The organism is Novosphingobium sp. TCA1, assembly GCF_009811895.1.
Classification (GTDB): Bacteria; Pseudomonadota; Alphaproteobacteria; order Sphingomonadales; family Sphingomonadaceae; genus Novosphingobium; species Novosphingobium panipatense_A.
In genome coordinates this window covers 156,609-180,258 of the sequence record NZ_BLJH01000007.1, presented here as the reverse complement: position 1 = coordinate 180,258, position 23,650 = coordinate 156,609, and the positions used below count along the sequence as shown (strand labels likewise).

General features: G+C 65.3%; 19 protein-coding genes and 1 pseudogene. 10 read left to right on the top strand and 10 right to left on the bottom strand.

Annotated features, from left to right (window positions below; translation table 11 throughout):
* Positions 1-49: 49 nt before the first annotated feature.
* The 5 genes from NTCA1_RS11130 to NTCA1_RS11110 all read right to left on the bottom strand — a co-directional run bounded on the left by NTCA1_RS11130 (position 50) and on the right by NTCA1_RS11110 (position 4,642).
* Positions 50-802 (bottom strand): IclR family transcriptional regulator, encoded by a 753-nt coding sequence (locus NTCA1_RS11130; protein ID WP_236549242.1) that lies wholly within the window; start codon positions 800-802, stop codon positions 50-52.
* A gap of 94 nt (positions 803-896) precedes the next feature.
* Positions 897-1,673, bottom strand: a complete 777-nt coding sequence (locus NTCA1_RS11125; RefSeq protein WP_159830545.1) for an SDR family oxidoreductase — start codon at positions 1,671-1,673, stop codon at positions 897-899.
* Complete coding sequence (locus NTCA1_RS11120) at positions 1,673-2,947, bottom strand: L-fuconate dehydratase (RefSeq protein WP_159830544.1); 1,275 nt, start codon at positions 2,945-2,947, stop codon at positions 1,673-1,675. Before NTCA1_RS11120 ends, NTCA1_RS11125 begins: the two co-directional genes overlap by 1 nt.
* Positions 2,944-3,687 (bottom strand): SDR family oxidoreductase, encoded by a 744-nt coding sequence (locus NTCA1_RS11115; protein WP_159830543.1) that lies wholly within the window; start codon positions 3,685-3,687, stop codon positions 2,944-2,946. The genes NTCA1_RS11120 and NTCA1_RS11115 overlap by 4 nt, the downstream gene beginning before the upstream one ends.
* Before the next feature lie 46 nt (positions 3,688-3,733).
* On the bottom strand, positions 3,734-4,642 hold the full coding sequence (locus NTCA1_RS11110) for an amidohydrolase (RefSeq protein WP_159830542.1): 909 nt from the start codon (positions 4,640-4,642) through the stop codon (positions 3,734-3,736).
* Positions 4,643-4,805: 163 nt separating this feature from the next.
* Between NTCA1_RS11110 and fucP the strand changes: the two genes are divergently transcribed.
* The 6 genes and pseudogenes from fucP (at position 4,806) to ligD (ending at position 12,710) form a co-directional block, all read left to right on the top strand.
* Positions 4,806-6,149, top strand: a complete 1,344-nt coding sequence (fucP, locus tag NTCA1_RS11105) for an L-fucose:H+ symporter permease (protein ID WP_201282464.1) — start codon at positions 4,806-4,808, stop codon at positions 6,147-6,149.
* A gap of 71 nt (positions 6,150-6,220) precedes the next feature.
* Positions 6,221-6,562: a DUF2322 family protein gene (locus NTCA1_RS11100; RefSeq protein ID WP_159830541.1), complete on the top strand. Its 342-nt coding sequence runs from the start codon at positions 6,221-6,223 to the stop codon at positions 6,560-6,562.
* A gap of 235 nt (positions 6,563-6,797) precedes the next feature.
* Positions 6,798-8,450, top strand: coding sequence for a hypothetical protein (locus NTCA1_RS11095; RefSeq protein ID WP_159830540.1), 1,653 nt, complete (start codon positions 6,798-6,800; stop codon positions 8,448-8,450).
* A gap of 161 nt (positions 8,451-8,611) precedes the next feature.
* Positions 8,612-9,220 carry a 2'-5' RNA ligase family protein gene (locus NTCA1_RS11090; protein ID WP_236549241.1) on the top strand — a complete coding sequence of 203 codons (609 nt, stop codon included), beginning with the start codon at positions 8,612-8,614 and terminating at the stop codon, positions 9,218-9,220.
* Between the two features lie 94 nt (positions 9,221-9,314).
* On the top strand, positions 9,315-10,193 hold the full coding sequence (locus NTCA1_RS11085; protein ID WP_159830538.1) for a Ku protein: 879 nt from the start codon (positions 9,315-9,317) through the stop codon (positions 10,191-10,193).
* Positions 10,174-12,710 (top strand): annotated as a pseudogene (gene ligD, locus NTCA1_RS11080) (DNA ligase D). Before NTCA1_RS11085 ends, ligD begins: the two are co-directional and overlap by 20 nt.
* Here the strand turns inward: ligD and NTCA1_RS11075 are convergent.
* Genes NTCA1_RS11075 through NTCA1_RS11065 form a run of 3 tightly spaced genes read right to left on the bottom strand, consistent with a single transcriptional unit; the run spans position 12,707 to position 16,965 of the window.
* On the bottom strand, positions 12,707-14,170 hold the full coding sequence (locus NTCA1_RS11075) for a TolC family protein (RefSeq protein WP_159830537.1): 1,464 nt from the start codon (positions 14,168-14,170) through the stop codon (positions 12,707-12,709). The pseudogene ligD and the gene NTCA1_RS11075 overlap by 4 nt on opposite strands.
* Complete coding sequence (locus tag NTCA1_RS11070; protein ID WP_159830536.1) at positions 14,160-15,257, bottom strand: HlyD family secretion protein; 1,098 nt, start codon at positions 15,255-15,257, stop codon at positions 14,160-14,162. Before NTCA1_RS11070 ends, NTCA1_RS11075 begins: the two co-directional genes overlap by 11 nt.
* Positions 15,241-16,965 (bottom strand): ABC transporter ATP-binding protein, encoded by a 1,725-nt coding sequence (locus NTCA1_RS11065; protein ID WP_159830535.1) that lies wholly within the window; start codon positions 16,963-16,965, stop codon positions 15,241-15,243. Before NTCA1_RS11065 ends, NTCA1_RS11070 begins: the two co-directional genes overlap by 17 nt.
* Positions 16,966-17,184: 219 nt before the next feature.
* Between NTCA1_RS11065 and NTCA1_RS11060 the strand changes: the two genes are divergently transcribed.
* Positions 17,185-18,318, top strand: coding sequence for a zinc-binding dehydrogenase (locus tag NTCA1_RS11060; protein ID WP_133084141.1), 1,134 nt, complete (start codon positions 17,185-17,187; stop codon positions 18,316-18,318).
* A 24-nt stretch (positions 18,319-18,342) separates the two neighbouring features.
* Here NTCA1_RS11060 and NTCA1_RS11055 read toward each other — a convergent pair whose 3' ends face one another.
* Positions 18,343-19,488: an MFS transporter gene (locus NTCA1_RS11055; RefSeq protein WP_086489818.1), complete on the bottom strand. Its 1,146-nt coding sequence runs from the start codon at positions 19,486-19,488 to the stop codon at positions 18,343-18,345.
* A 12-nt stretch (positions 19,489-19,500) separates the two neighbouring features.
* Entirely contained in the window at positions 19,501-20,283 is a 783-nt protein-coding gene (locus tag NTCA1_RS11050) for a DeoR/GlpR family DNA-binding transcription regulator (RefSeq protein WP_133084143.1), read from the bottom strand.
* A 145-nt stretch (positions 20,284-20,428) separates the two neighbouring features.
* Here NTCA1_RS11050 and NTCA1_RS11045 point away from each other — a divergent pair, with 145 nt between their 5' ends.
* The 3 genes from NTCA1_RS11045 to NTCA1_RS11035 all read left to right on the top strand — a co-directional run bounded on the left by NTCA1_RS11045 (position 20,429) and on the right by NTCA1_RS11035 (position 23,638).
* A complete protein-coding gene (locus NTCA1_RS11045; RefSeq protein WP_159830534.1) occupies positions 20,429-21,457 on the top strand; it encodes a LacI family DNA-binding transcriptional regulator in 1,029 nt (342 codons plus the stop codon).
* A 77-nt stretch (positions 21,458-21,534) separates the two neighbouring features.
* A complete protein-coding gene (locus tag NTCA1_RS11040; RefSeq protein ID WP_236549239.1) occupies positions 21,535-22,701 on the top strand; it encodes an acyltransferase in 1,167 nt (388 codons plus the stop codon).
* A gap of 73 nt (positions 22,702-22,774) precedes the next feature.
* Positions 22,775-23,638, top strand: a complete 864-nt coding sequence (locus tag NTCA1_RS11035; protein ID WP_159830533.1) for an SDR family NAD(P)-dependent oxidoreductase — start codon at positions 22,775-22,777, stop codon at positions 23,636-23,638.
* The last annotated feature ends 12 nt before the right edge of the window (positions 23,639-23,650 follow it).

Below are 23,650 nucleotides of genomic sequence, written 5' to 3'. Positions count from 1 at the left end.
CGTCTGGAGCGGCCGATCCGATTGCATCGGCTCGGCCGCTCCAGGCTTTTTAGTCTGTCACATTTCCCGATTGCGGCAGCCACCCCAGCCCCTCCGAAATGCGCTGGGCCGCCTCACCCAGCATCCGGCGCGTTTCATCGAGGTCGCTGCGCTGCGATCCGTCGATGGTGGTAAGGAAAGGCAGGGTCAGTGCCGCGCTCACCTGGCCGTCGAACCCGAAGACGGGGAAGCTGATATCGGTGACGCCGGCGGCGCGGGCGCTGGGCTGCATTTCATAGCCCTGCCCGCGCACCTCTTCGAGGCGCTTTTCCAACCGGCGAAGCGTCGCGCTGGCCGCGCCCGGCAATTCTGCGATCACGGATGCGCGGCGCTCCACCGGGGTAAAGGCAAGCAGGACATGCCCCGAGCAGCTCGTCATCATGTCGACGCTGGTGCCGAGCCTGATCCCGAAACTGACCGGCCCCATGTTTTCCTGCCGGTGGATCACCGTGGCGTTGCCGCCGGTACGGACCACGAGATGGCAGGACTGGTTGGTATCGACCGACAGGCGGTGCATGATCGGCGCCGCGACATTGCTGAGCGTATGGGCAGGTGTGGCCCGAAAAGCCACGTCCAGCACGCGGTAGGACACCGTGTAGCGGTCGTTCGCCGGATCCTTGCGCAGCCATCCGAGCCGCTCCATCACGATGATGATGCGAAAGACTTCGCTGATCGAGCGTTTCAGCCGCTGCGCGATCTCGCTGATGGTGAGGCCGCCGGGATCGCGCGCGAAGAGTTCGAGGATCTCGATCCCCTTCTCCAAGGCGGGCGCCGCATAACTACGCTTGCCGCTTTCCGCTTTCGCATCGGACGTTCGACCGGACCGACTGCCACCCACTATTTTCGTCCTTCCTGCATCACGTCAACACGCGGTCGAGATGCGTATAGCCGCCATCGGGGAATATCCATTGCCCGGTCGTATGTCCGGCCCGCGCCGAAAGCAGGAAAACCACGCTGTCGGCAACTTCCGCCGCGGTCGTCATGCGGCGACCCAGCGGAACCCGCTCGGTGATTTCCGCCAGCTTGGCCTGCGGATCGTCGAAACTCTCGATCCAGCGGGCATAGAGGGGGGTCATGACTTCGGCGGGAACCACGGCGTTGACGCGAATTCCATCCTTCAGCAGCGCCGCCGCCCACTCGCGCGTGAGGCCGAGCTGCGCCGCCTTGGCCGCGACATAGCCGCTGGTATTGCCCTGCCCGGTCAGCGCGGTCTTGGACGATACGTTGACGATGGCCCCGCGGCTCTCGCGCAAGTGCGGCAGGCAATGATGGGCCAGGCCGTAGTAATGCCCAAGGTTCGCCTGGACCGAGGCCATGAAGGCTTCCGTTCCGGCCTCCAGCCCGACGCCGTCGTTCGCGCCGGCATTGTTGACGAGGCCGTGGATGCCGCGTCCCAGCGCCGCAACCTGATCGATCGCGTCGCGGCAGGCGGCATCGTCCGACACATCGAGCAGATGGAAGACAGCCTCCGGCTGCACGCTGCGCAGTTCCTCCTCGAAACCGGCGGCCAGGGGGCTGCGTCCCAGGATCGCGGGAACCGCGCCTTCCCGTGCGAGCGCGAGGGATACCGCGCCGCCGATACCGGCGCCGCCGCCACTCACGACCACCACTTTGCCTTTCAGTTCAAGGTCCATCAGTCCATCCGATATCGTGCTATGGATTGCGCCTTCATCTCGATCGAGAAGCCGGGCCGGACAGGTGGCATATAGGCCGCGTCGCGGATCACGCAGGGATCCACGAAATGCTCGTGGAGATGGTCGACATATTCGATCACCCGATCTTCCATCGTTCCCGAAAAGCACAAATAATCGATCATCGAAAGATGCTGCACATATTCGCAGAGACCGACCCCGCCGGCATGAGGCCAGACCGGCAGATCGTACTTCGCGGCCATGAGCAGCACGCCGAGTATCTCGTTGACCCCGCCGATCCGGCAGGCGTCGATCTGCACCACGTCTATCGCCTCGCGCATGATGAACTGTTTGAACAGCATGCGGTTCTGGCACATCTCTCCCGTGGCAACGCGGATCGGACGGATCTGCTCGCGAATGGCGCGATGCGCCTCGACGTCGTCGGGACTGGTCGGTTCCTCGATGAACCACGGCTCGGCGAAGGCCAGTGCCTTGATCCAGTCGATCGCCTGCCCGCGCTCCCAGATCTGGTTCGCGTCGATAAGCAGCCTCCGATCCGGGCCGATCACTTCGCGCGCGATGCGGACGCGGCGAATGTCGTCATCCAGATCGCGGCCTACCTTAAGCTTGATATGATCGAACCCCGCATCGACCGCTTCCTGCGCCAGTCGGCGCAGCTTGTCGTCGGGATAGCCCAGCCAACCGGCGGACGTGGTGTAGCAGGGGAAACCGTTCTCAAGCAGATGCTCGGTCCGCCCCGCCTTGCCCTCGGAACGCAGCGTCAGCAGATCGAGCGCTTCCTGCGGATCGATGCAATCCGTCATGTAGCGAAAATCGATGGCGCGGACGATGTCCTCCGGGCTCATGTCCGCCACCAGCCGCCAGAGCGGCTTGCCTTCCACTTTCGCCCACCAGTCCCAGACCGCATTCACGACCGCCCCGGCAGCCATGTGCATCGCGCCCTTGTCCGGGCCGATCCAACGCAACTGGCTGTCGCCCGTGATGCGGCGCCAGAAACGGCCGGGGTTTTCCCTTACCCAGTCGAGTTCGATACCCACCACGATGGGGCGCAGCGCCTCTATCGCCGCCACGCAGATCTCGTTGCCGCGCCCGATCGTGAACGTCAGGCCGTGCCCCTCGATTCCCGGATGGTCCGTTTCCAGGATCACATAGGCCGCCGAGTAATCGGGATCGGGGTTCATTGCGTCCGACCCATCCAGTGCAAGACTGGTGGGGAAACGGATGTCGGCCGTGCGCAGGCCCGTTATGCGGCTCATTCTACTGTCCACCCGCCGTCGATCACGGCTGTCGTGCCCGTCGTGAAGGCGCTCTCGTCGGAGGCGAGATAGACCGCCAACGCCGCGATCTCGGGCGGTTGCCCCAACCTGCCCATCGGTTGCCGTGCGGCAAAGGCGCCGACCGTTTCCTCGAAGCTCGTGCCGGTAGCTTCCGCCTGCGCCCGCATGCGGCCCAGTAGGGAGGGGCTCTCCACGGTTCCCGGGCAGATGGCATTGCAGCGGACTCCCGCCTCCACAAAGTCGGCCGCGACGGACTTGGTCAGCCCGATCACCGCCGCCTTGCTGGCGCCATAGGCGAAACGGTTGCGCACGCCGATGATCGAGGAGGCGACCGAGGCGATGTTGACGATGGAACCGCTGCCGCTGCGCGCCATCGCGGGCAGATAGGCCCGCGTCATCCGAAAGGCGGAAGTAACGTTCAGTTCGAAGGACTGCGCCCACTGCTCGTCGGTACAGTCGAGCAGGGTGCCGGGGTGAACGATCCCCGCGCAGTTCACCAGGATGTCGCACGGACCCGTGGTACGCGCCAGCACGGGGATCGCCTCGGGATCGGTCAGATCGAGAACGTGAGCCTGCACGCCCGCCAGTGTCGTCAGCCCCTCTCCGTCCCGGTCGACCGCGTGTACGACGGCGCCTTCGGCCAGAAACCTTTCGGCGATCGCCCGGCCAATCCCCGCGGCCGCAGCGGTAACCACCGCGCTTTTACCGGCAAGTCTCATCAGTTACCTCGCATGAATGAAATCGGATTCGGTCGGCGGCGCAGGGCTACGAAGCCCCGCCCGGCGCCGTTTCCCGGTAGATCGACGGATCGTTGTGGCGGGATGCCGGCTCCAGACGATAGGCGCGCCGCGCGTTACCGCCCATGATCGCGTCACGATCGCCGCGATCGAGCGGCTCCATCAACCGCAGCGCCAGCGCATGAACTTCGCGGTAGGAGGCCGCGAGATTGCACACAGGCCAGTCCGAGCCGTAGATCAGGCGTGCCGGGCCGAAGCACTGGAGCAGGTGCTCCATGTAGCGCAGGATGGGCGGCTCGTTCCCATCCGATCGCCCATCCCGGCGCTGCACCTGGGTCACGAGCCCGGACAATTTGCAGAATACCGGGTAAGTGCTCGCGACCTGAGCAATAAGACTGGCCCACGGCTCCCATGCATCGGGCGCGATCAGGGGCTTGGCGCCATGATCGATGACCAGGGTTCCCGGCCCCACGGCATCCAGAAACGCCGGGACTTCGGCAAGCTGCGATGCGTGGATCAGCAGGTCATAGGCATAGCCCGCTTCCAGGACCTGCCGCACCCCGCGCCGGAAAACCGGGTTCCTCAGAAAATCGGGATCGGGCTCGTCCTGCACATGGTGCCGAAAACCCACGAGCTTGGGCTCGCAGGCCAAGGCCTCCAGTCGATCCGCCAGATCGGAGGCCATGAGATCGACCCAACCGACCACGCCGACGATCCCGTCATCGTCCGCCGCCAGGTCCAGCAGGCGGCGGGTTTCCGCCTCGCTCTCCCGGGCCTCGACCGCGACCGTGCCGACGATACCGCAAGCCGAGAGATCGTCCCCCACATCCTGCGGCGCGAAATCCCTGTCGAGGCCGGAGCCCTTTCCGATCCATGGGAAATCGGCAGGTCGGTAAGCCCAGAAATGCTGGTGCGCATCGATATCGCCCGATGTCATCGATCGGCGGTCCTCTCATCTACTGCCGTATTTGACAGCTTATTCTATATGTGAAAATCTAACGAGCGATCGCACCATGCGCAAGCCGCAATCTTTCCGATATCGGTTGCACACAATAAGGTGTCGGCGCCAAGGTCCCTGAAGCGGGACGGAGAGGATGAGAATGGAGACGATCCCGGCGGCAGGCTTGCCGACGTCCCTGTCGATGGACCAGTCTGACAGACGGCCGCCGACTTCCGGCGCATCCGATAGCCGCGCCCGGTTCGTATTCGCCGGGTTCTGGCCGGGGTTCCTGCTGGTAACCAGCGTCTTCTTCGCCTGGGCGCTGGCGAACAACCTGAACGACATCCTCATTCGCCAGTTCCAGAAGGCGCTCGCCCTCACGCGCGGAGAGGCGGGGTTCATCCAGTTCGTGTTCTACCTCGCCTATTTCGTCTGGGCGCTTCCGGCCGGCCTCCTGCTCAGGCGCTTCGGCTACCGCGCGGGTCTGCTGACGGGACTGGGCCTCTATGCCCTGGGGGCCTTGCTGTTCTTTCCGGCTGCGGCGCTGCACCGATACGAGGCCTTCCTTCTGGCTCTGTTCGTTCTCGCCTCCGGTGCGGCGTTCCTGGAGACTTCGGCCAACCCTTACGTCGCGCGCTTCGGCGACCCTTCGCGCGCCCCGCAGCGCCTCACTTTCGCACAGGCGTTCAACGGTCTCGGCGCGGTCGTCGCCCCGATCCTGGGCGGATTGTTCATCTTTTCGGGGGTGGAACATACCGCCGCCGATCTCTCCGCCATGAGCCATGCCCAGCTTGAGGCCTGGCGCGCCTCCGAGGCTGCCATGGTGAAGATACCCTACCTTTGCCTGGCAGGCTTCGTCCTGCTCCTTGGTGTGGGCCTTGCCCGCGTGCGCCTTCCGCATATCGAGAGGAGCCTTGGCGAGGGAACCGGCTCCCTGCGCTCCGTGCTTTCCAATCGGCTGCTGCGGGGCGCCGTCTTCGCCCAGTTCTTCTATGTCGGCGCGCAAGTCGGCATCTGGAGTTTCTTCGTCGATTTCACCAAGCATCTGGCGCCGCAAACCCCTGAGCGCACCGCCGCCTTCCTGCTTTCCGCCAGTCTCTTTCTCTTCATGGCAGGACGCTTCGCCGGAGCCGCATTGATGCACCGGGGATCTCCTCCCCGGCTTCTGCTGGTCTTCGCGCTCGCCAATATCGTCATGGTCGCGCTGGCAATGTCCCTCAGCGGACCTGCCGCCATAGCCTGCCTGGCATTCACCAGCTTTTTCATGTCGATCATGTTTCCGACAATCTTCGCCCTCGGCATCCGCGACCTTGGCGAAGGAACCGCGATGGGCTCGTCGCTCGTGGTCATGGCGGTGATGGGCGGCGCGGTCTTTCCGCCGATCATGGGGCTTCTGAGCGAGAAGACCGACTTGCAGGTGGCCATGGCATTGCCGCTCGCCTGCTTCCTGGCGGTAGCGTTCTTTGCGCGCCTCGCGGCAAGAGAGGGCAGCGGGATCGCCTGACCCTTCCCTTGGCGGATCCCGCGTCGAGGTGTTACAGGCGCGCGCCCCACGAACTCAGGAAGATCCCCAAGATGCTATCGACGATACAACAAGGCCCGGCGTTCAAGGACAACCTCCAGCAATTGCCCTCCATCGCAGGCCTCCAACGCATCGACCTCGTCGACAAGACGGGCGCCGTGGTTGCCGAGATAGAGAACAAGCCCGGCAAACAGGGCTCACTGGCGGTCTATCAATACCTGAACCAGTGCTTTCCCGCACTGGACGCCGCTGCTGCGGAGCACGGCCTGGCCGTGTTCGGCGAACATACCGCCGATGCCCGCCAACGCCCCGGCGCCCATCCCAACATAGACCTGCTGATCGCGATCGCGGAGGGCGGCGCTACCCTGCGTATCGAGACCATCGCAGCGCATTGAGGCTCTTGGTCCGGCAGGGGGCAAACCGATCCTCGATCGGCACCCTCCTGCCCGCCATCCCGTATTCATCCTTATAGAAGCGATCCATTTCGCGAAGCGTGAACCGAACGGATCGCGCAATTCCGCGCCGTTCACGTAGCCGACAATCGACGTTACGGATTTGCAGTTGTCTGCAAGCCGCAATCCTTCAGCACGAGCCGGAACGCATCAAGCGGCACTCGGAAGGACGGCATCTTTGGCAATCGTACGCAATCTCCTGGCGGTCACCGCCGTGCTCGGCAGTCTTCCCGCCTGCGCGCAAGCGCCCCTACCCAACCCGGAAGGCCCCTCGGCGGAAACCGGCCTGAAAATCGGCCGGCACGAGATATCGACCGTGCCCACACCCGAAGGCATGATCGTGCGATCGGCCACCTACACACCCTCGGGCAAAGTGCTGGTAAGCTATGCGAAGCAGGCAGATGCGCCCGAGCGGGACATCACGCTGGCGACCATGAACGACGACGGCACGGGGCTCCATGTCTTCTTCACCGGAAAGATCCCCGAACGCCCGAAAGACAACGGCCTGCGCTACATGGTCTTTCCAGACAATCGCCGCATCTTCATGGGCGACTTCGTAATCGAATGCACGGCGCCGCTGGAGGCCTGCACGGATGCCCGGCTGCTTCCGGTGCAATACCCCGCCGAGATAGCCGACGGCGATCATGTCGGACATCGCTGGTCGGAACCGATTATGGCGCCGGACAACCGCCACATCGCCTGGACCTCGCTTCTGGCCAACTACGCCGCCCTCGTCTTCACGGGCGAATTGCAGCGCGGCGGTGCGGGCTATGTGATCGTCAATTCCCAGATCGTCAGCACGCTCGACCCATTCCGCCCTGATCCCGCCCATGCGGACGGCGTCCTGCCCTCCCCGATCCGGGGCGGCGAGGTCAAACAGTTCGTCGGCGGCGGCACGGCGATATCGGCGGTAGGGGCCGTCCGCCGCGATCTGCCCGGATCGGTGGTGCTGGACCTGCCCGCCGGCCGGAACGAGGCCATTACCGATACCCCCGGTTATACGGAAACGACCATCTTTTCGCCCGACGAGAAGCTCGGCATCACGATGACGACACGCTTCTCGGCCGGATCGGACCTGGCGGTGCTGGGCCTGCTGCCGCGCCCATATCCCGACAGCCTCAACATGGCGCTCAGCATGTTCGCCTATACTTACTCCGTCACCGGCGTCAGGCGGGAGCGGCCCGGCAACGTAGGCCCCGCCCTCATCGACATCGCCGCATCGAAATCCACGGCAGGCTATCTCGGCGCGAACCTGAACACCGACCCGGACTGGGTCTACTATTCTCCGATGTCCTGGCACCCCGACGGCCGACGGGCGATGTGGATGGAGGGCCGCCGAGACGGGGGCACACAGCGCATCCAGATCGTACGCCTTCCCGACTACCGCCCCGGACCGTCCATTCCGGCAAGGCGCACCCCTCCGAAGGTTTCCTACGGCATCACCGATCTCTCTGCGGTGAAGGCCTATGCGCATTCCAGCCGCGACATCCATGTCAGGGTCTACGGCCGGACCTCCGGGCATATCGACTACGATCGCACGCCGGAGAAAGTCGAAAAAGTCTATACCAACTTCAGCGACGACGGTCTGAATGTCTTCTCGGGGCGCGAAGTGACCCTGCCCAATCCCCGTGGAAACTCGACATATATGGCCAGGATAGACCTTGCAGGGCCTCGACCGGGCCGCATGGACCTGAAGCTGACATTCGGGCCGCTGGGCGGCAGCATGCCGGCACGGATCGTCTTCGATCAGGGCGCCGACGGCCAGCCACTTTCCCAAGGCTACGCCGAATATGCCGGACAGAGGCAGGAAGTGTCGAAGCTGAACCGATGACCCTTTCCGGGCCGGTTCGGGATTGCCAGTTCGCGCTCGGTGAACCTATTCCCTCTGACCATCGACTCGCCTGACCGGAAATCCTCATCATGCTGCGCTGCTTCATCCCCGTCTTCCTCGCGGCCGCGAGCATCGCAGTTCCGGCCAGGGCAGAGAATTCCGTGAGCATCGACATCTATGCGATACCCTCGGCCCCGGTCGTGGAGGCCGTGGCCAAGGCCAGCCGGGACCTGGCGAAACACGGCATGACGACTTTCCATGCCAAGGGACAGGCCGCCCATGTGACGCTCTATCTCACCCGGTTTCCCGCCGATGCCGAAGCGCGCCTGAAGGCCGCTGTCGCCGATGCGGTGAAGGACTGCCGCGCCATTCCTCTGACCGTCGAGGGCACGCAGCGCACCGCCTCCAACTGGCTGTTCCTGCGCGTGGATCGCAGCCCGGCTCTGCAACGACTTGCCGATCTGGTCACCCTTACCGCCGAACCGTTTCGAGATCATGCCGTCTCCGCGCCCGCCTGGATGCGCGACTACCCGGAAAAGCTGCCCGCTTTCGAGCGCTATGGTTCGCCCAACGTCTTCATGCAGTTCGACCCGCACCTCACCTTGCTGGCGAACGAGACCAGCCCCGGCCTTGCGGCATTCATGGCAGAGGCCGAGAAGAACCCGCCCAAGGCGACCGGACAGGTCGCAGGTATCGGGATCGGCGTGGTCGATGCCAATGGCCAGATGGTGAAAACCCTGGCCGAGTTCCCCTGCGCGAAGCAGCCCTGACGGCCCCTCCGCCGAAGATCCGATCCGTCAGGCGTTTCTCGCCGGGAACCACCTTGCCCTGACATGCTTGTCTAAGGCGAGGAAGGAACCGTCCATGCCTGCACGCGCCTATTGGAAAGGCCAGATCCGGCTGGCCCTCGTGTCGATCCCGATCGAGGTCTACCCCGCCACGCGATCCGGCGCGGCGATCTCCTTCCACCAGATCCACGAACCCAGCGGCAAACGCATCCGTTACGAGAAGGTCGCCCCCGGTGTCGGCCCGGTGGACCGGGACGAGATCATGAAGGGCTTCGAGGTTTCCAAGGGCAGCTATGTCCTGCTCGACGAGGAAGAGATCGAGGCGGTCAAGATCGAGAGCCGCAAGACGCTGGAACTCGTCCAGTTCGTCGATGCCGACGAGATCGACGTGCTCTACTACGAAAAGCCCTATTTCGTCGTCCCCGCCGACGATCTGGCCGAGGAAGCCTATACCGTGCTGCGCGAAGCCTTGCGCAAGACGCGCAAGGTAGGGCTTGGCCAGTTGGCTGTGCGCGGGCGCGAGCAACTCGTCTCCATCAAGCCGTGCGGACGGGGGCTGGTTCTGGAAGTGCTGCGCTACGCCGACGAAGTGCACAAGGCGCAGGGCTATTTCCGCGATATAGAGGACGCAAAGCCCGATACCGACTTGCTCGATCTGGCGACGACCCTGATCGAAAAGAAGTCGGCACCGTTCAAACCGGCGGAGTTCCATGATCGCTACGTCGATGCCCTCCACCGCCTGATCGACAAGAAAGCCAAGTCGAAGACCAACAAGCGCATCCTGGAGGATGTCGGGGAACCCGCCCCGGGCAAGGGCAACGTGATCGACCTGATGGCGGCGCTGAAGAAGTCCGTCGGAGAAGGAAAGGCGGCGCCGAAATCCACCGCTACACGCAAGCCCCCAGCGAAGAAGACCCCAGCCTCAGGCGGCACCCGTGCCCGCAAGCGCGCGTAAACGGCCGGCCAAGCGGGGCGATGCCGACCTGCTGGCGGAGTACAACCGCAAGCGCGATTTCGCAAAAACGGCGGAACCGGCGGGAAGGCGCGAAAAAAGCGGCGGCAACAGTTTCGTCGTCCAGAAACATGCGGCTACGCGGTTGCACTGGGATTTCCGGTTGGAAATAGACGACGTCCTGAAGTCCTGGGCGGTGACACGCGGCCCGAGCGCGGATCCCGACGACAAGCGTCTCGCCGTGCGCACGGAAGATCACCCCCTCTCCTACGGCGCGTTCGAGGGCGGCATTCCCAAGGGCGAATACGGCGGCGGAACGGTGATGCTCTGGGATCGCGGCACTTGGGCGCCGATACCGGGCAAAAGCGCGCAAGACCTTGAAGAGGGCCACCTCCACTTCGTTCTGGCCGGTGAGCGCATGAAAGGCGAATGGCTTCTCGTGCGCATGAAAGGCAAGCCCGGCGAAAAGCGCGAGAACTGGCTGCTGGCAAAGTGCAGGACGCCTATGCCGAAAATGGCGACGTACTGGTGGAGCGGAACCTGACCAGCGTGCTGACCGACCGCACGATGGCCGAGATCGGGGCAGACCGACAAGGTGCCCACTCGCTCAAGGGCGCCAAGGGCGACACGTTCACCCGGATCATGGAGAAAGCCGCCAGACACAACGCCAAAAAGGCGCCGCCAAAGCGCAAGCGAACGGAAAAGCCACCCCCATTCCGCCCACCCCAACTCGCCACGCTTGTCGATGCAGTTCCCACCGGGAACCTCTGGATGCACGAGATCAAGTTCGACGGCTACCGCGCACTCGTGGCAGCGGCCGGAAACCGGGTCGTCATCCATACCCGCAGCGGTCAGGACTGGACCGAAAAGTTCGCGCCTCTCGCCGCCCATATCGCAGCCCTCGACCTGCCATCCTGTCTGCTCGACGGGGAAATCATCGCCCGCGGCAAGAATGGGAACCCCGATTTCTCCGCGCTACAGGCCGTCCTCAAACGCGGGCACGGCAGCCAGTCCGAAACGGACGCGCTGGAACTTCATGCCTTCGACCTGCTCGAACTGGGCGGCGAAGACCTGGCCCGCCTGCCCAACATCGAACGCAAGGAGCGGCTGGAAGCCTTGCTGGCAGACACCTCACCGCCGCTGTTCATCGCCGATCACGTCATCGGCGCGGGGGAGAAGCTCTACGCGGCGATGTGCGATGCCGCGCAGGAGGGGATCATCTCGAAGCGGGTCGATGCGCCCTATGCGGGCCGCCGCAGCAAGAACTGGGTCAAGGTCAAATGCACCCGCCGACAGGAGTTCGTGGTCGTCGGGTGGTCGCGCTCAACGGCAAGGAACCGGGCGTTTTCCTCGTTGCTCCTGGGACAGTACGAAGGCGATAATCTGGTCTATCGCGGGAAAGTAGGCACCGGTTTCGACAGCGACAGTCTGGCCGATCTTGCGGCAATGATGGAAAAACTCTCCCGCAAGACCGCCCCCGTGGAGGTCGATCGCGCGGAAGCACGCGGCGCCGTGTGGGTCACGCCGAAACTGGTTGCCGAAATCGCCTTTGCCGAACTGACCGCCGAAGGGCGCGTCCGCCACGCGAGCTTCCTGGGTCTCAGGACCGACAAGAAGCCCAAATCGGTGTCGCCCGAAAAGCCGCAAGCCTTGCCAATCGCCGAGGATGCCATGGAGATCAGCAACCGCGACCGCGTGATCTTTCCCGAAACCGGCCAGACCAAGGGCGATCTGGCCGACTACTACGCAGCCGTCGCGCCGCTCATGCTACCCTTCCTGGCCCATCGTCCGATCAGCCTGGTGCGATGTCCGCAGGGGCGCGCGAAGAAGTGCTTCTTCCAGAAGCACGACAGCGGCTCTTTCGGCGATCACGTCCATCATGTGCCCATCCGCGAGAAGAGCGGCGGTTCGGAAGACTACATCTACGTCGAGGATCCAGCCGGGCTGCTCGCCTGCGTGCAGATGGGGACCATCGAGTTCCATGGCTGGGCCGCGAAAGCCGATGCGGTCGAACAGCCGGACCGGATGATCTTCGATCTCGACCCCGACGAGGGGCTGCCTTTCAGCGAATGCGTAAAGGCCGCAAGGGATATCCGCGCAAGACTTGCCGATCTCGGGCTGGTCTCGTTCGCAATGCTGTCCGGCGGCAAGGGCGTACACGTCGTTGTACCTCTAAGGCCCGGCCATGACTGGGAAACGCACAAGGATTTCGCGCGCCGCTTTGCCGAGGCGATGAGCCTTGCCGAGCCCGAACGCTACGTCGCCACGATGAGCAAGGCCAGGCGCAAGGGCCGTATCTTCATCGACTGGTTGCGCAACCAGCGCGGCGCGACGGCGGTATTGCCCTATTCGGCCCGCGCCCGTGAAGGCGCTCCCGTGGCCGTGCCGATCTCATGGGACGAACTGGACGCCATGAAGGATGCGCACCCGTTCTCGATCGGAGACGGGGACGCGCTCATCAAGCGAGCGCAAGGGCTGCGAGGCTGGGGCTTCGCAGAACAGGTCCTGCCCAGCCACTAGAGACCGAGAGCCCCGGAATTCCCCGAAGCCGCAGCCAGATCGGCGCTCGCCGCGATCCGTTTCAGGCGCACATCGAGCAGGCCGAGTGCCACGTTGGCGGCGGTCTCTTCGCGCGTGTTGACCAGGAAAAGGTCGCTGGCGCCCATGTCGAACCGGCGGCGTTCCGCCACGGCCATGGCATCGGCGCGCTGCTTTTCCTGTTCGGACAGCGCAATGAGCTGGACGGCAGCATCGAGTGCGATGCCGATCCCGTCCACTTCGGCTCGGATCTGCTCGTCCAGCCACTGCGCGCGGGTGCGGTTGGCGTCGAGTTCGGCCTCGGTCTGCATCAGCTTGCCCCGCGCGGCGCGCTGTTCGAGCGGGACCGAGAACTTGATGCCGAAGCGCACGTCGTTGCCGCTGCGCGAGGCGCCGCCGGGGCCGATCTCGCCGATGTCGCGCGCCACTTCCATGTTGAGGTCGAGGCGCGGCAGCAGCGCATTGCGGTCGAGCGCGAGACGGTCCTGTACCAGCCGGGTCTTGAGTTCGGCCACCAGCAGGTCCGGGCGCTGCACGTCCTGCGACATCGCGGTCAGGACCGGCGCGGGCAGCGCGGCAGGCAATTGCTCGCGCCGGGGGATGGTCGGCCTGCCTTCCGCATCGCGCCAGTAGAGCGAGAGCACGTTGGCGGCCGAGGCCATGGCCTGTTCGGACTGGACGACCATGGCCTGACGGCGCAGCACCATCTGGTCGTTTTCGGTCAGCACGATGCGCGGGCGCAGACCCGCCTTGTAGGCGCGATCGAGGCCGCGCTGACGTTCCTGCGCAAGATCCAGGAGATGGCGATAGACCTTGAGCCGCTCACCCGTCGCCACCCAGTTCAGGTAGGCGTCGAGCGCCTTGCGCTGAACGCCGATGGCCACCATCTGCCGCTCGGCATCGGCCACGGCGCGGTCCGCATCGGCCGTAACCCGGCCGAAGCGGCGATCGTCGATCATCCGGTCGCGCAGCAGGGCGAAGACCGCGCCCGCGCGGATCTCACCGAATTCGTTGGTGTATTTCTTGTCTTCATAGACCGGGAAGCGGCCGCTCGATACGCGGTAGCCGCCGTAAAGGCGCCCTCCCCAGTTCTCGAGCGGGCGCGATACCTCGCTATCGGCATAAGTGCCGCCATAGTAACCGATCAGCCGCGACCCGCCCTCGGCGGAGAACACCGTATCGAACGCACCTTCGGCGGTGAGCCGCTTCGCGTCGGCGGCGCGAGTACGCGCCAGTGCCTCGATGATCTGCGGCGATTGTCGGGCAGAATTGGCCAGCAGGTCGTCCAGCTGCAATTCCGGCGCATCGACCGGCGCGGGCCGGGGCAGCGGGGCGATCTGCTGCGCGGCCGCCGGGGCGAGCGGGGCGCAGAGCACCGCCCCCAGCACCGTCCCCAACACCGGCCCCAGCAGCAGCGAGCCCAAAAGGCGCTTACTTCGCATTGCCGCCTTCCTTGCCGCCGGAGCCGGACTTCTCGCCGCCCTTTGCACTCGCGGTATCCGTATAAGTGGCGGGTTCCAGCGCGTTCACCGGGTATTGCAGCGGGAAGTCGTTGAGCAGACGCCACAGTTCGTAGCCGCTCGACACGGTATCCATCATCACCCAGCCGCGCACTTTGGCGCCAAGGCGCACGAACGGCTCCTTCGGCCAGGGCCGCGCGCCCGGCTTCTGCTCCACGAGCACGCGGAACAGCCCGTTGGTGGAGGCGGCAACGTCGATCGCGCGCACCTGCCCATCGAACATGCCCACCGCCACCGAAGGCCAGCCACTGAACTGTACGGCAGGCCAGCCTTCGAATTCCAGGCGCACCGGGCGGCCCGGATGGATCAGCGGCACGTCGCGCCCATCGACATAGAGCTCCACCACGCGCACCGCCTGCTCCGGCGCGAAAGTGGCGACCACGTCGCCTTCCTTGACCATGGTGGCGCTGTCGCCGCCCAGGATGCGCAGGATACGGCCATCGCGCGGCGCATGGATCATCTGCACCGACTGCCGATTGATGTTGATGTCCAGCCGGTTGCGGTCGGCCAGGCTCTTGGCGACCTTGGCGCCGTAGTCGGCCACCTTGATCTGCGCGAGTTCGAGATCGCGGCGCGGCGCCAGCCCTTCGCCGTAGAGCTGCTGCATGCGCCCGACGTCGCGCTGGGCCACGCCCATGGCCTGGCGCGTCGCCTCGATCTCGGCATCGACTTGTGCGCGCTCGGCCTGGAGGCGGGCGATCAGGTTGGGATCGTTGTCGGCGATGCGGGCGATCCTGTCGCCTTTCTTCACCAGTTCGCCGTCGGTCACGTACCACTGCTCGACCCGGCCGGGCACGAGCGCGGTGATGTTCTGCACCCGGTCACGCGGGTCGAGCGCGATGACCGAGCCGGTGCCGGTCGAAGTCTGCACCCAGGGCACCAGCAGCAGGAAGGCCACGGCAATGGCCATCGCGATCAGCAGCATCCAGCCGAGCACGCGCGCGGGGCGCGGCGGACGCAGGCTCTGCAGCGTCTTGAAATGGACGATGTGATCATCGCGGAAGGGCATGGAAACCTCCCTTTGCGGCGTCGCGGGCGGCGGCGAAGGCCGCGCGGTCCTGTGTCAGCAATTGGGTTTCCCGTCCAAGCCAGAGCATGTGGTCGAATGCGAATGCGTCGGGGCGGCAGGTGAAGACGATGATCGTCGTCTCCCGGTCGTCCAGGCGCCCGAGCGCGGGGCGCAGCTCTTCCACCGGCACCATGTCGAACAGCCCGGAAAGGATCAGCACGCGGGGACGCGCCAGCAGCGCGCCCGCCAGCTTGAGCCGCATGATCTCGGCGCGCGTCAGCGGCCAGCCGGTGGAGGACAGCAGGCAGTCCATGCCGCCTTCGAGGCTGACGATCCGGTCGCCCAGACCCACCACATCCAGCACCTCCAGCACCTGGGCCGGGTCCGCCTGCGGATTGGCGAGGCGCAAGTAGTCGCGGATCGTGCTTTCGACGATGTCCGGCCGGTCGAGCACGATCACGTCACTGCGCAGTCGGTAGATGTTGAGCGCGGCGATATCGGCACCGCCCAGCGTGATCAGTCCCTCGTCCGCGCGGTAATGGCGCTTGAGCAGGCGGGTGAGCAGGCGGTCCACCCCCGGATCGCTCGCCGCCACGGCATGAGTGCCCGAGGGAATGTCGAGATCGAGGCGCGCACGGTCTCCCCCGGCGGTGATCGCCACCCGGCGCAGCGACAGGCCGCCGTCGCGGGGGCGCGCGTCACCTTCGCCGCGCGGCGCCAGATCTTCGACGGGAATGGCGTGGAACAGCGAAAGTTCCTCCACGGCGGCCACGAGGTCGTAGAAAGTATCGAGATAGGGGCCGAGCTGCGCGGCGCCGTAGAACACGCTCGACAGGATCAGCTCCGCGGCCACCAGCTGCCCGATCGAAAGCTGGCCGCGAATGACCAGCCAGCCGCCCAGCGCCAGCAGCGCCGCGCTGGCCAGGGCATAGAGCAGCAGCAGCGCCACGCTCTGCGGGAAAGTCGCGCCGAAATGCTTGCGGTGCGCTTCGACATAGGCGGCCGTGCGCATTTCCGACATGTCCATCGCATAGTCGAGGTGGCGGCTGGACTTGTAGAAACCGTTGGAGGCACCGACGCTTTCCAGCCAGTGGGCGGTCTCGTACTTGCGGTGGCTCAGCGCCACGCCGCTTTCCATCGCGCTGCGCGCCCAGATCTTCCAGATGATCCAGACCGCCAGCACGAAGAGCAGGTTGAAGGCCAGGAACACCGGGTGATAGAACGAGGTGACGATGAAGCCGATCATCGCCTGAAAGAAGATCGTGAAACCGCCGACCAGCAGCGAAGGCACGGATTTCTGCACGGTCGCCACTTCGAAGAAGCGGTTGAACAGGTCTCCCCTGCGCTCGTCCTGGAAGAACGGGTTCTGCGCATGGACCGCCTGCAAGGTGATCTCCGCCACGGAGCGCGCGAAGATGCGGCGGCGGAAGATCTCCATCACGTAAGTGCGCATCGCGCCAAGCAGCGACCATAGCACCAGCAGGCCGAACAGCACCGCCGCAAGGGTGAACAACGGCACCGGCAACGCGGTGTTCGCCACCGAATTGATCAGCATCTGCACCGAGATCGGCGTCGCCAGCGAGAGCAGGCCGATCGCGGCGCCGTAGATCATCGCCATCGTCATGAAAGCGCGATCGGGCGCCAGCACGCCGCGCGCCCAGCTCAGGAAAGTTCCCCAGTCAATCCGCTCGGGGGAATGGCCTGCCATCGGTGATCGTCCCTTCTCGACTGCGCGTCAATCTGCCCGCCCAAGCATGGCGCAGCGGGCGGGGGCTCTACCGAAGGGCTTGTAAAAATGGATGGATTGAAAGTTACATTTGGTTGCGGAGATAGGTCCGACAGGCTGCGCGCCCACGCTTGCACCGCCGGTCGCGCTTCCTATGTGTAATCGGCAACTGTGTTACGGCAACGGCAAACGGAGAACGTCATGGGCTTCACGGGACGCGAACTGAGATCGACCATCGATGACGGCAAACTGACCCTCTCGCTGGAACCGGTCCACATCGACGACCCTGCGGAGGACGAGATCGTCGTGCGCGTGGAAGCCGCGCCGATCAACCCGAGCGACCTCGGCCTGTTGCTCGGCCCAGCCGATCCGGCGACGCTAGAAAGGACCGGCGGCGATGCGCCCAATCTGACCCCCAGCCTGACTTTCGCCATTCCTCCGGCCCGGATGGGCGCGGTAGCGGCGCGGCTCGGCCAGTCGATGGCGGTCGGCAACGAGGGCGCCGGAACCGTCGTCGCCGCCGGGCGCAATGCAAAGGCGCTGGAAGGCAAGTTGGTCGGCATGATCGGCGGCGCCATGTATGCCGACTATCGCCGCATCAAGGCGAGCGAGGTGATCCCCCTGCCCGCAGGTGCGAGCACGGCCGACGGCGCATCGATGTTCGTCAATCCGCTCACGGCCCTCGGCTTCGTGGAGACCGCGCGCCGCGAAGGCCACAAGGCCCTGGTTCACACCGCCGCGGCCTCAAATCTCGGCCAGATGCTCCAGAGAATATGCCTTCGCGACGGCATACCGCTGGTCAATATCGTCCGCTCCCAGCAGCAGGCCGATATTCTGAGGGAGATCGGTGCGCGCCATATCGTCAACAGCAAGGACGACGATTTCTCCGAAAAGCTGGCGCAGGCCATCGAGGAAACCGGGGCCACCATCGCCTTCGATGCCGTCGGCGGCGGCACGCTGGGCAGCGAGATCCTGCACGCCATGGAGAAGGCGCAGGTCCGGGCGATGGCCGAATACAATCGCTATGGCTCGTCCGTATTTAAGCAGCTCTACATCTACGGCGCGCTCGATCCCGCGCCGACGGTGCTCAACAGGCTGGCCTTCGGTTTCCAGTGGGGCGTTTCCGGCTGGCTGCTGTTCCCGTTCCTCCAGAAGGCAGGTCCCGAAGTCGCCGAGAGGCTGCGCGGCCGGGTGGTCGACGAGCTGACGACGACATTCGCCAGCCACTATACCCGCGTGATCGGCTTGGCCGAGGCCCTGGAACCGGACGTGCTGCGCGCTTACGAGCGCAAGGCGACGGGCGAGAAGTTCCTCATCGATCCGACTGCCGGTTAAGGTCTGGCGGTTAAGGTCTGGCGGTTAGGGTTTGGGGGGTTTCGAAGCGGTTGCCAGCCCGGCGCATAGCGGCACCAGGATCAGCATCGCCGCCAGGATCCAGAAGGCGTTCGGCAGGCCGATCGCCTTGGCCAGGAAGCCCACGCCCGCCGGTCCCGCCAGAATTCCCGCGTAGCCCACCGTCGTTACCGAGGCGATGGCGAGGCCCGCGGGCATGACGGTCTGCGCGCCGGCCTGGCGGAACAGCACCGGCACCGTGTTCGATGCACCGAGGCCGATCAGCAGGAAACCGAGGAAAGCCATCGCCGCGAAAGGCGCCGTCAGCAGCACGACGTAACCGGCGATGGCAAGCAGGCCGCCCCACAGCATGGTCCGCCGATCGCCGAGCCGCGCGACCACGGCATCGCCGGTAAGGCGGCCGAAGGTCATGGCGATCGCAAACACGCTGTAGCCCAGGCCCGCCTGCGCCGTGGGCATGAGGCCCTTGCCGCTCAGCAGCAGTGCCCCCCAGTCCAGAATGGCGCCTTCCGTCAGGAAGGTCAGCGCCGCCAGCAGTGCCAGGAGCACGACGATGCCGCGCGGCACCACGAAAAGCGGCGCCTCATCGGCCTTCGGCGTCGTGATGAAGCGCGGCGCCGCCACGATCAGGGTCACGACCATCAGGATCGCGGCAATGACCGTCCCCGCCACCGGCCCGACTCCCGCCGAAAGCGCCAGTGTCATCATCGAAGCGCCGATGAAACCGCCGACGCTGAAAAGGCCGTGAAACCCGGACATCAGCGGCCGACCCGCGCGCTTCTCCACTTCCACCGCATGCACGTTCATGCCGACTTCGATCACGCCGAGAAAGCCCCCGAACAGCATGAGCGCGATCGCCATCGTCCAGACATCGGGCGCAAAGGCCAGGAACGGCAGCAGCACTGCCTGACCCACCCCGCCCGCGACTACGGCAGGCCGCGCGCCGATGCGCGATGTGAGAGGCCCGGCAAGCTGCATGGCCGCGACGGACCCGAGGCCCAGGCAAAGCAGAAGCAGCCCCAGCGTACCATCGTCCACGCCCAGTCTCGCCTTGGCGAGCGGGACCAGCGGCGCCCAGCAGGCCAGCCCGAACCCCGCCACGAGGAAGGCGGCCCGCGTTGCGAACCGCGCGTGGGAATCCTGAGTGATCATCGATAAATCCCGTCAATTGTCCTGGGGCGGCAGCGCGCGCACCACATTGGTTCCGGCGAGCACGAGGGTGGAAATGAGGTCCTCCGGGCAATCCTGCGCCACCACCACATGATCGATGCCCGCCATGTCGACGATCCGGTGCGGCGCCCGCCCGCCGAGCTTCGCATTCGAAACAAGCACAACCGTGCATCTGCTTCGGGCAACGAGCGCGCGCTTGAAGGCAGCGTCGGCCGCGTCGTAGGCACCCGCGCCGTCCTCGACGGAAAGCGTGCAGGTGCCCAGCAGGCAGACGTCGATATTCAGGCGCGATAGCGCCTCGATCGCGGTGCCGTCCGTGCAGCCGCCGATGGCCGGATCGATACCGCCGCCCACCATGACGGTCGGCAGGTCCTGCCGGGTGGCGAGCGCAGCGGCGGCCGCTATCGAATTGGTGCCGACCAGCAGACCGGTATCCTCCGGCAGGACTTCGGCCGCCGCCACATTGGTGCTGCCATTGTCCAGGAAAACGAAGCTTCCCGGCGGAATGAGCGCCAACGCGGCGCTTGCCAGCGCGCGTTTTTCCGCGCCTCCGTCGATCATCCGCGCCGCCATCGGCAAGCCGCCGCCAAGGATCGGCACCGCCCCGCCATAGACGCGCCGGCAGGATCCCGCTGCCGCCAGCGCCCGCAAATCGCGCCGGATCGCGTCTTCGGAAACCGAAAATTCGCGCGCAAGAGCCGTGCTGCTGACGGGCTCTCCGGCCAGCAACCGGGCAGCGATGGCATCGCGCCGCGCGGAAGGAATCTCAATGGACATTAGTGCCGAATAGGCAAGCCCGCGACCACAAACAAGCATAATCATGCATTATCATGCACAATCATGAAAATCGATCGCACAGGCTTGCACGAATGCGTTACTCGCGATCATCTGCGGACATGCAGCCCTCACCCATTTCCGCCCAATGAGCCGCAGACGCGACGAACGCAGCCGGCCGACTCTTCATGCCGTTGCCGCGCGCGCGGGGGTTTCCGCCATGACCGTATCCAACGTCATCAACCGAACCGGCCGCGCCGGTTCCGAAACCCGTGAACGCGTCCTCGCCGCCGTCAGCGAACTCGGCTATGTACCCAACCAGTCGGCGCGCAGGCTCACTGGCGCGGGTGTCGCCCGCGTGGGCCTGGTCTGTGTCGATCTCGACAGCGTCTTCATCGAGATGGCACTGGCGGCCGTGGCCGTGGTAGCCGCCGAATGCGGCGTACAATTGCAGATACGATCATTGGAAAGCAGGCCGCTCACGGCGACCATCGCGGTTGCGCGGGAACTGGTGGACAAGGGTGCCCAGGCACTGCTTCTGCTCCCGCCTTATGCCGAGGACCTGGGGAACGATCCGCGGGCGGCAACCCTGGGCATTCCGATCGCGGCCATCGCGACCGCGCAGCCCTTGCCCCATATCGCGACGATCCGCATAGACAACCGCTCGGCGGCACAGGCCGTGACCCGGCGCGTCATCGCCGCCGGTCGCCGCAGGATCGCGGTCGTGACCGGTCCGATGCTGCATTCGGACAGCGCCGCGCGGCTGGAAGGCTATCGCGACGCCCTGCGGGAGCACGGCCTTCCCATCGATCCCGCACATTGCATCGAGAGCCACTTCACGTTTCAGTCGGGCATCGAGGCTGCCCGGCATCTGCTGGAGGGAAGCACGCCACCCGATGCCATCATCGCCGGCAACGACGATATGGCTGCCGGAGTGCTATGGGCGGCCCACCATCTGGGCCTTGCACTGCCCGCTGACCTTTCCGTCACGGGTTTCGACGACACCATGCTTGCGACACGCGTATGGCCGCCGCTGACGACGATCCGCCAGCCAATACGCGCCATGGCTGCAGCCGCCATGGAATATCTCGCGGACGCGGCACGCCTGCCCTCGATCTCCACCGACGGCTTCGATGCCGTTCTGCCCTTCGAACTCGTCGAGCGGGGATCGATATGAAAATAGCGCTTGTGGTTTAACGATAAATCACCCAGCCCCTGCCCCACAGATATTCAACACGACCTTGGGAGCGATACGTGGAGCAAGCTGGACGGCTGGAGGCCGCAGGCACTTCGATCAGACCGGACCATGCCGGTGCGGCCGCAGCAATCGACACGACGAGCACCGGGAAGCAGCATTTCGAAGTGCTGGACGGGCTGCGTGGATCGGCGGCGATGCTGGTGGTGCTGTTCCACATCCAAGGCATCACCGTCGCCTGGGAAGGCGCGCGCATCATCCTTCACCATGCCGTGCTCGCGGTGGACTTCTTCTTCATGCTTTCGGGCTTCGTGATCGGCTATGCCTATGACGACCGCTGGGACCGGATGCGCGCCCGCGACTTCCTCAAGCTCCGCCTGATCCGGCTCCATCCGCTGGTCGTGCTCGGCGTGCTGCTCGGCTTCGCCAGCTATCTGGTCGATCCTTTCGCCGGAACCGCACAGAACGTACCCATTCGCGACCTGCTTGTCGCCCTTGCCCTGGGCCTGCTGCTACTGCCCTCGCCGATGCTGCCCAACCGCTGGGGAGATACCCATCCCTTCAACGGCCCATGCTGGAGCCTGCTTCAGGAATACATCGGCAACATCGCCTATGCTTTCGCACTGCGGCACATGCCTCCGCGAACCCTGGGCGTGCTGGCCGTACTGAGCGGCGCAGTTCTGATCGGCTGCACGGCCACGCTGGACGGCATCGACCAAGGATCGGCCTGGCCATCGTTCTGGATGGCGCCGGTCCGCCTGTGTTTCCCCTTCGTAATCGGCCTCTGGCTCTACCGCGTCAGGGGCCGCCTGCCTTCCATCCGCCTGGGCTGGTTGCCGCTGACCCTGCTGATGACGGGCATTGCCGCCTTCCCCACGGTTCCCCCGGTCGCGGGCATTCCCCTCAACGGCCTGTTCGAGTCGCTTTGCGTGGTCCTCGTGTTTCCCCTGATCGTCCACGCCGGCAGCCATTCGGACGCGGGGGCCGGCATGATGCGCCTGTGCAGAGCCAGCGGGCGCATCTCCTACCCGATCTACATCACGCATTTCCCGTTTCTCTATATCTGGATGAACTACGTCGCCAACGAGGCGCCCTCCACGGCCAGAATGACGGGCATCGGCCTGGCCCTCGTACCGCTCCTGATACTGGTGGCATGGGCGGCCTACAAATTCTGGGACGAGCCCATCCGGCGCCGGTTGCGGATCGCACTCGCACCGCGTCCGTAGCCGGAAAGCTGTTCGGAAGATTGGATTTTTCTCTCCTTCCTCCTATCCTTGCGACAAAAAGGAGAGAAACCGGATGTCTTTCGCAAACAGGGTCGTTCTCGTGACCGGCGGCGCGCGCGGGCTGGGTCTGGCCTATGCCCGCTGCCTTGCCGAACTGGGCGCGACAGTGCTGATCCACGACGCAGGCGCCGGCTCCGACGGCCAGGGAAAGGATGCCCGCCCCGCCGAGGAAGCCGCCGCTCTCCTGCGTAGCGAAGGCGGCGATGCGATGGCCATTGCCGGTTCGATCGAATCCCGGAACGGCTGCCATGCCCTGATCGCGGCCGGTATAGCCGCCAAGGGACGGCTGGACGGCCTGATCCACAACGCCGGTTGGGTCGCCTATCAGCAGGTCCAGGACATCGATGAAGAAGCCTTCGACCAAATGATGGCGATTGCCGCCAAGGCCCCGCTCTGGCTTGCGCAGGCGGCCTGGCCGCTCATGAAAGAGGCGGGATACGGGCGGATCGTGCTGACCACTTCATGCCGCGCGCTCTATCCGCAGTATGTCCACAAGGGCCTTGCCGCCTATGCCGCCGCGAAGATGGCGGCTGTCGGCATCGTCAACGTTCTGGCGGCGGAAGGCGCGCCGCACGGGATCGTGGTCAACGCCGTGTCGCCGGTTGCCAAGACGCGGATGTGGGGCATAGACGGCGAACCGGACGAACTGTTCCCGGCCGCCGTGGCCCCCGGCGTCGCCTATCTGGCCTCCGAAGCCTGCACAGAGGGCGGCTGGATATTGAGAGCCGCAAACGGCCAGTTCCACGCCGCGCGAGCCGTCGAAGCCCTAGACGTGGACTATCCCCGCGACCTTCGCGCAGTGAAGGCATCGACGGCCGAAGAAGTCGCCGCGCAGTGGCCGCGCATCGCCGCAGCCTCGGTGGAGGCTCGCGGATAGGCGCTCAGGCCC

What these genes read in the sequence shown, in the direction of transcription:
- NTCA1_RS11125 (WP_159830545.1), bottom strand. Translation starts at nt 1,673, where the DNA reads ATGGACCTTGAACTGAAAGGCAAAGTGGTGGTCGTGAGTGGCGGCGGC.
- NTCA1_RS11120 (WP_159830544.1), bottom strand. Translation starts at nt 2,947, where the DNA reads ATGAGCCGCATAACGGGCCTGCGCACGGCCGACATCCGTTTCCCCACC.
- NTCA1_RS11115 (WP_159830543.1), bottom strand. Translation starts at nt 3,687, where the DNA reads ATGAGACTTGCCGGTAAAAGCGCGGTGGTTACCGCTGCGGCCGCGGGG.
- NTCA1_RS11110 (WP_159830542.1), bottom strand. Translation starts at nt 4,642, where the DNA reads ATGACATCGGGCGATATCGATGCGCACCAGCATTTCTGGGCTTACCGA.
- fucP (WP_201282464.1), top strand. Translation starts at nt 4,806, where the DNA reads ATGGAGACGATCCCGGCGGCAGGCTTGCCGACGTCCCTGTCGATGGAC.
- NTCA1_RS11100 (WP_159830541.1), top strand. Translation starts at nt 6,221, where the DNA reads ATGCTATCGACGATACAACAAGGCCCGGCGTTCAAGGACAACCTCCAG.
- NTCA1_RS11085 (WP_159830538.1), top strand. Translation starts at nt 9,315, where the DNA reads ATGCCTGCACGCGCCTATTGGAAAGGCCAGATCCGGCTGGCCCTCGTG.
- NTCA1_RS11075 (WP_159830537.1), bottom strand. Translation starts at nt 14,170, where the DNA reads ATGCGAAGTAAGCGCCTTTTGGGCTCGCTGCTGCTGGGGCCGGTGTTG.
- NTCA1_RS11070 (WP_159830536.1), bottom strand. Translation starts at nt 15,257, where the DNA reads ATGCCCTTCCGCGATGATCACATCGTCCATTTCAAGACGCTGCAGAGC.
- NTCA1_RS11065 (WP_159830535.1), bottom strand. Translation starts at nt 16,965, where the DNA reads ATGGCAGGCCATTCCCCCGAGCGGATTGACTGGGGAACTTTCCTGAGC.
- NTCA1_RS11060 (WP_133084141.1), top strand. Translation starts at nt 17,185, where the DNA reads ATGGGCTTCACGGGACGCGAACTGAGATCGACCATCGATGACGGCAAA.
- NTCA1_RS11055 (WP_086489818.1), bottom strand. Translation starts at nt 19,488, where the DNA reads ATGATCACTCAGGATTCCCACGCGCGGTTCGCAACGCGGGCCGCCTTC.
- NTCA1_RS11050 (WP_133084143.1), bottom strand. Translation starts at nt 20,283, where the DNA reads ATGTCCATTGAGATTCCTTCCGCGCGGCGCGATGCCATCGCTGCCCGG.
- NTCA1_RS11045 (WP_159830534.1), top strand. Translation starts at nt 20,429, where the DNA reads ATGAGCCGCAGACGCGACGAACGCAGCCGGCCGACTCTTCATGCCGTT.
- NTCA1_RS11035 (WP_159830533.1), top strand. Translation starts at nt 22,775, where the DNA reads ATGTCTTTCGCAAACAGGGTCGTTCTCGTGACCGGCGGCGCGCGCGGG.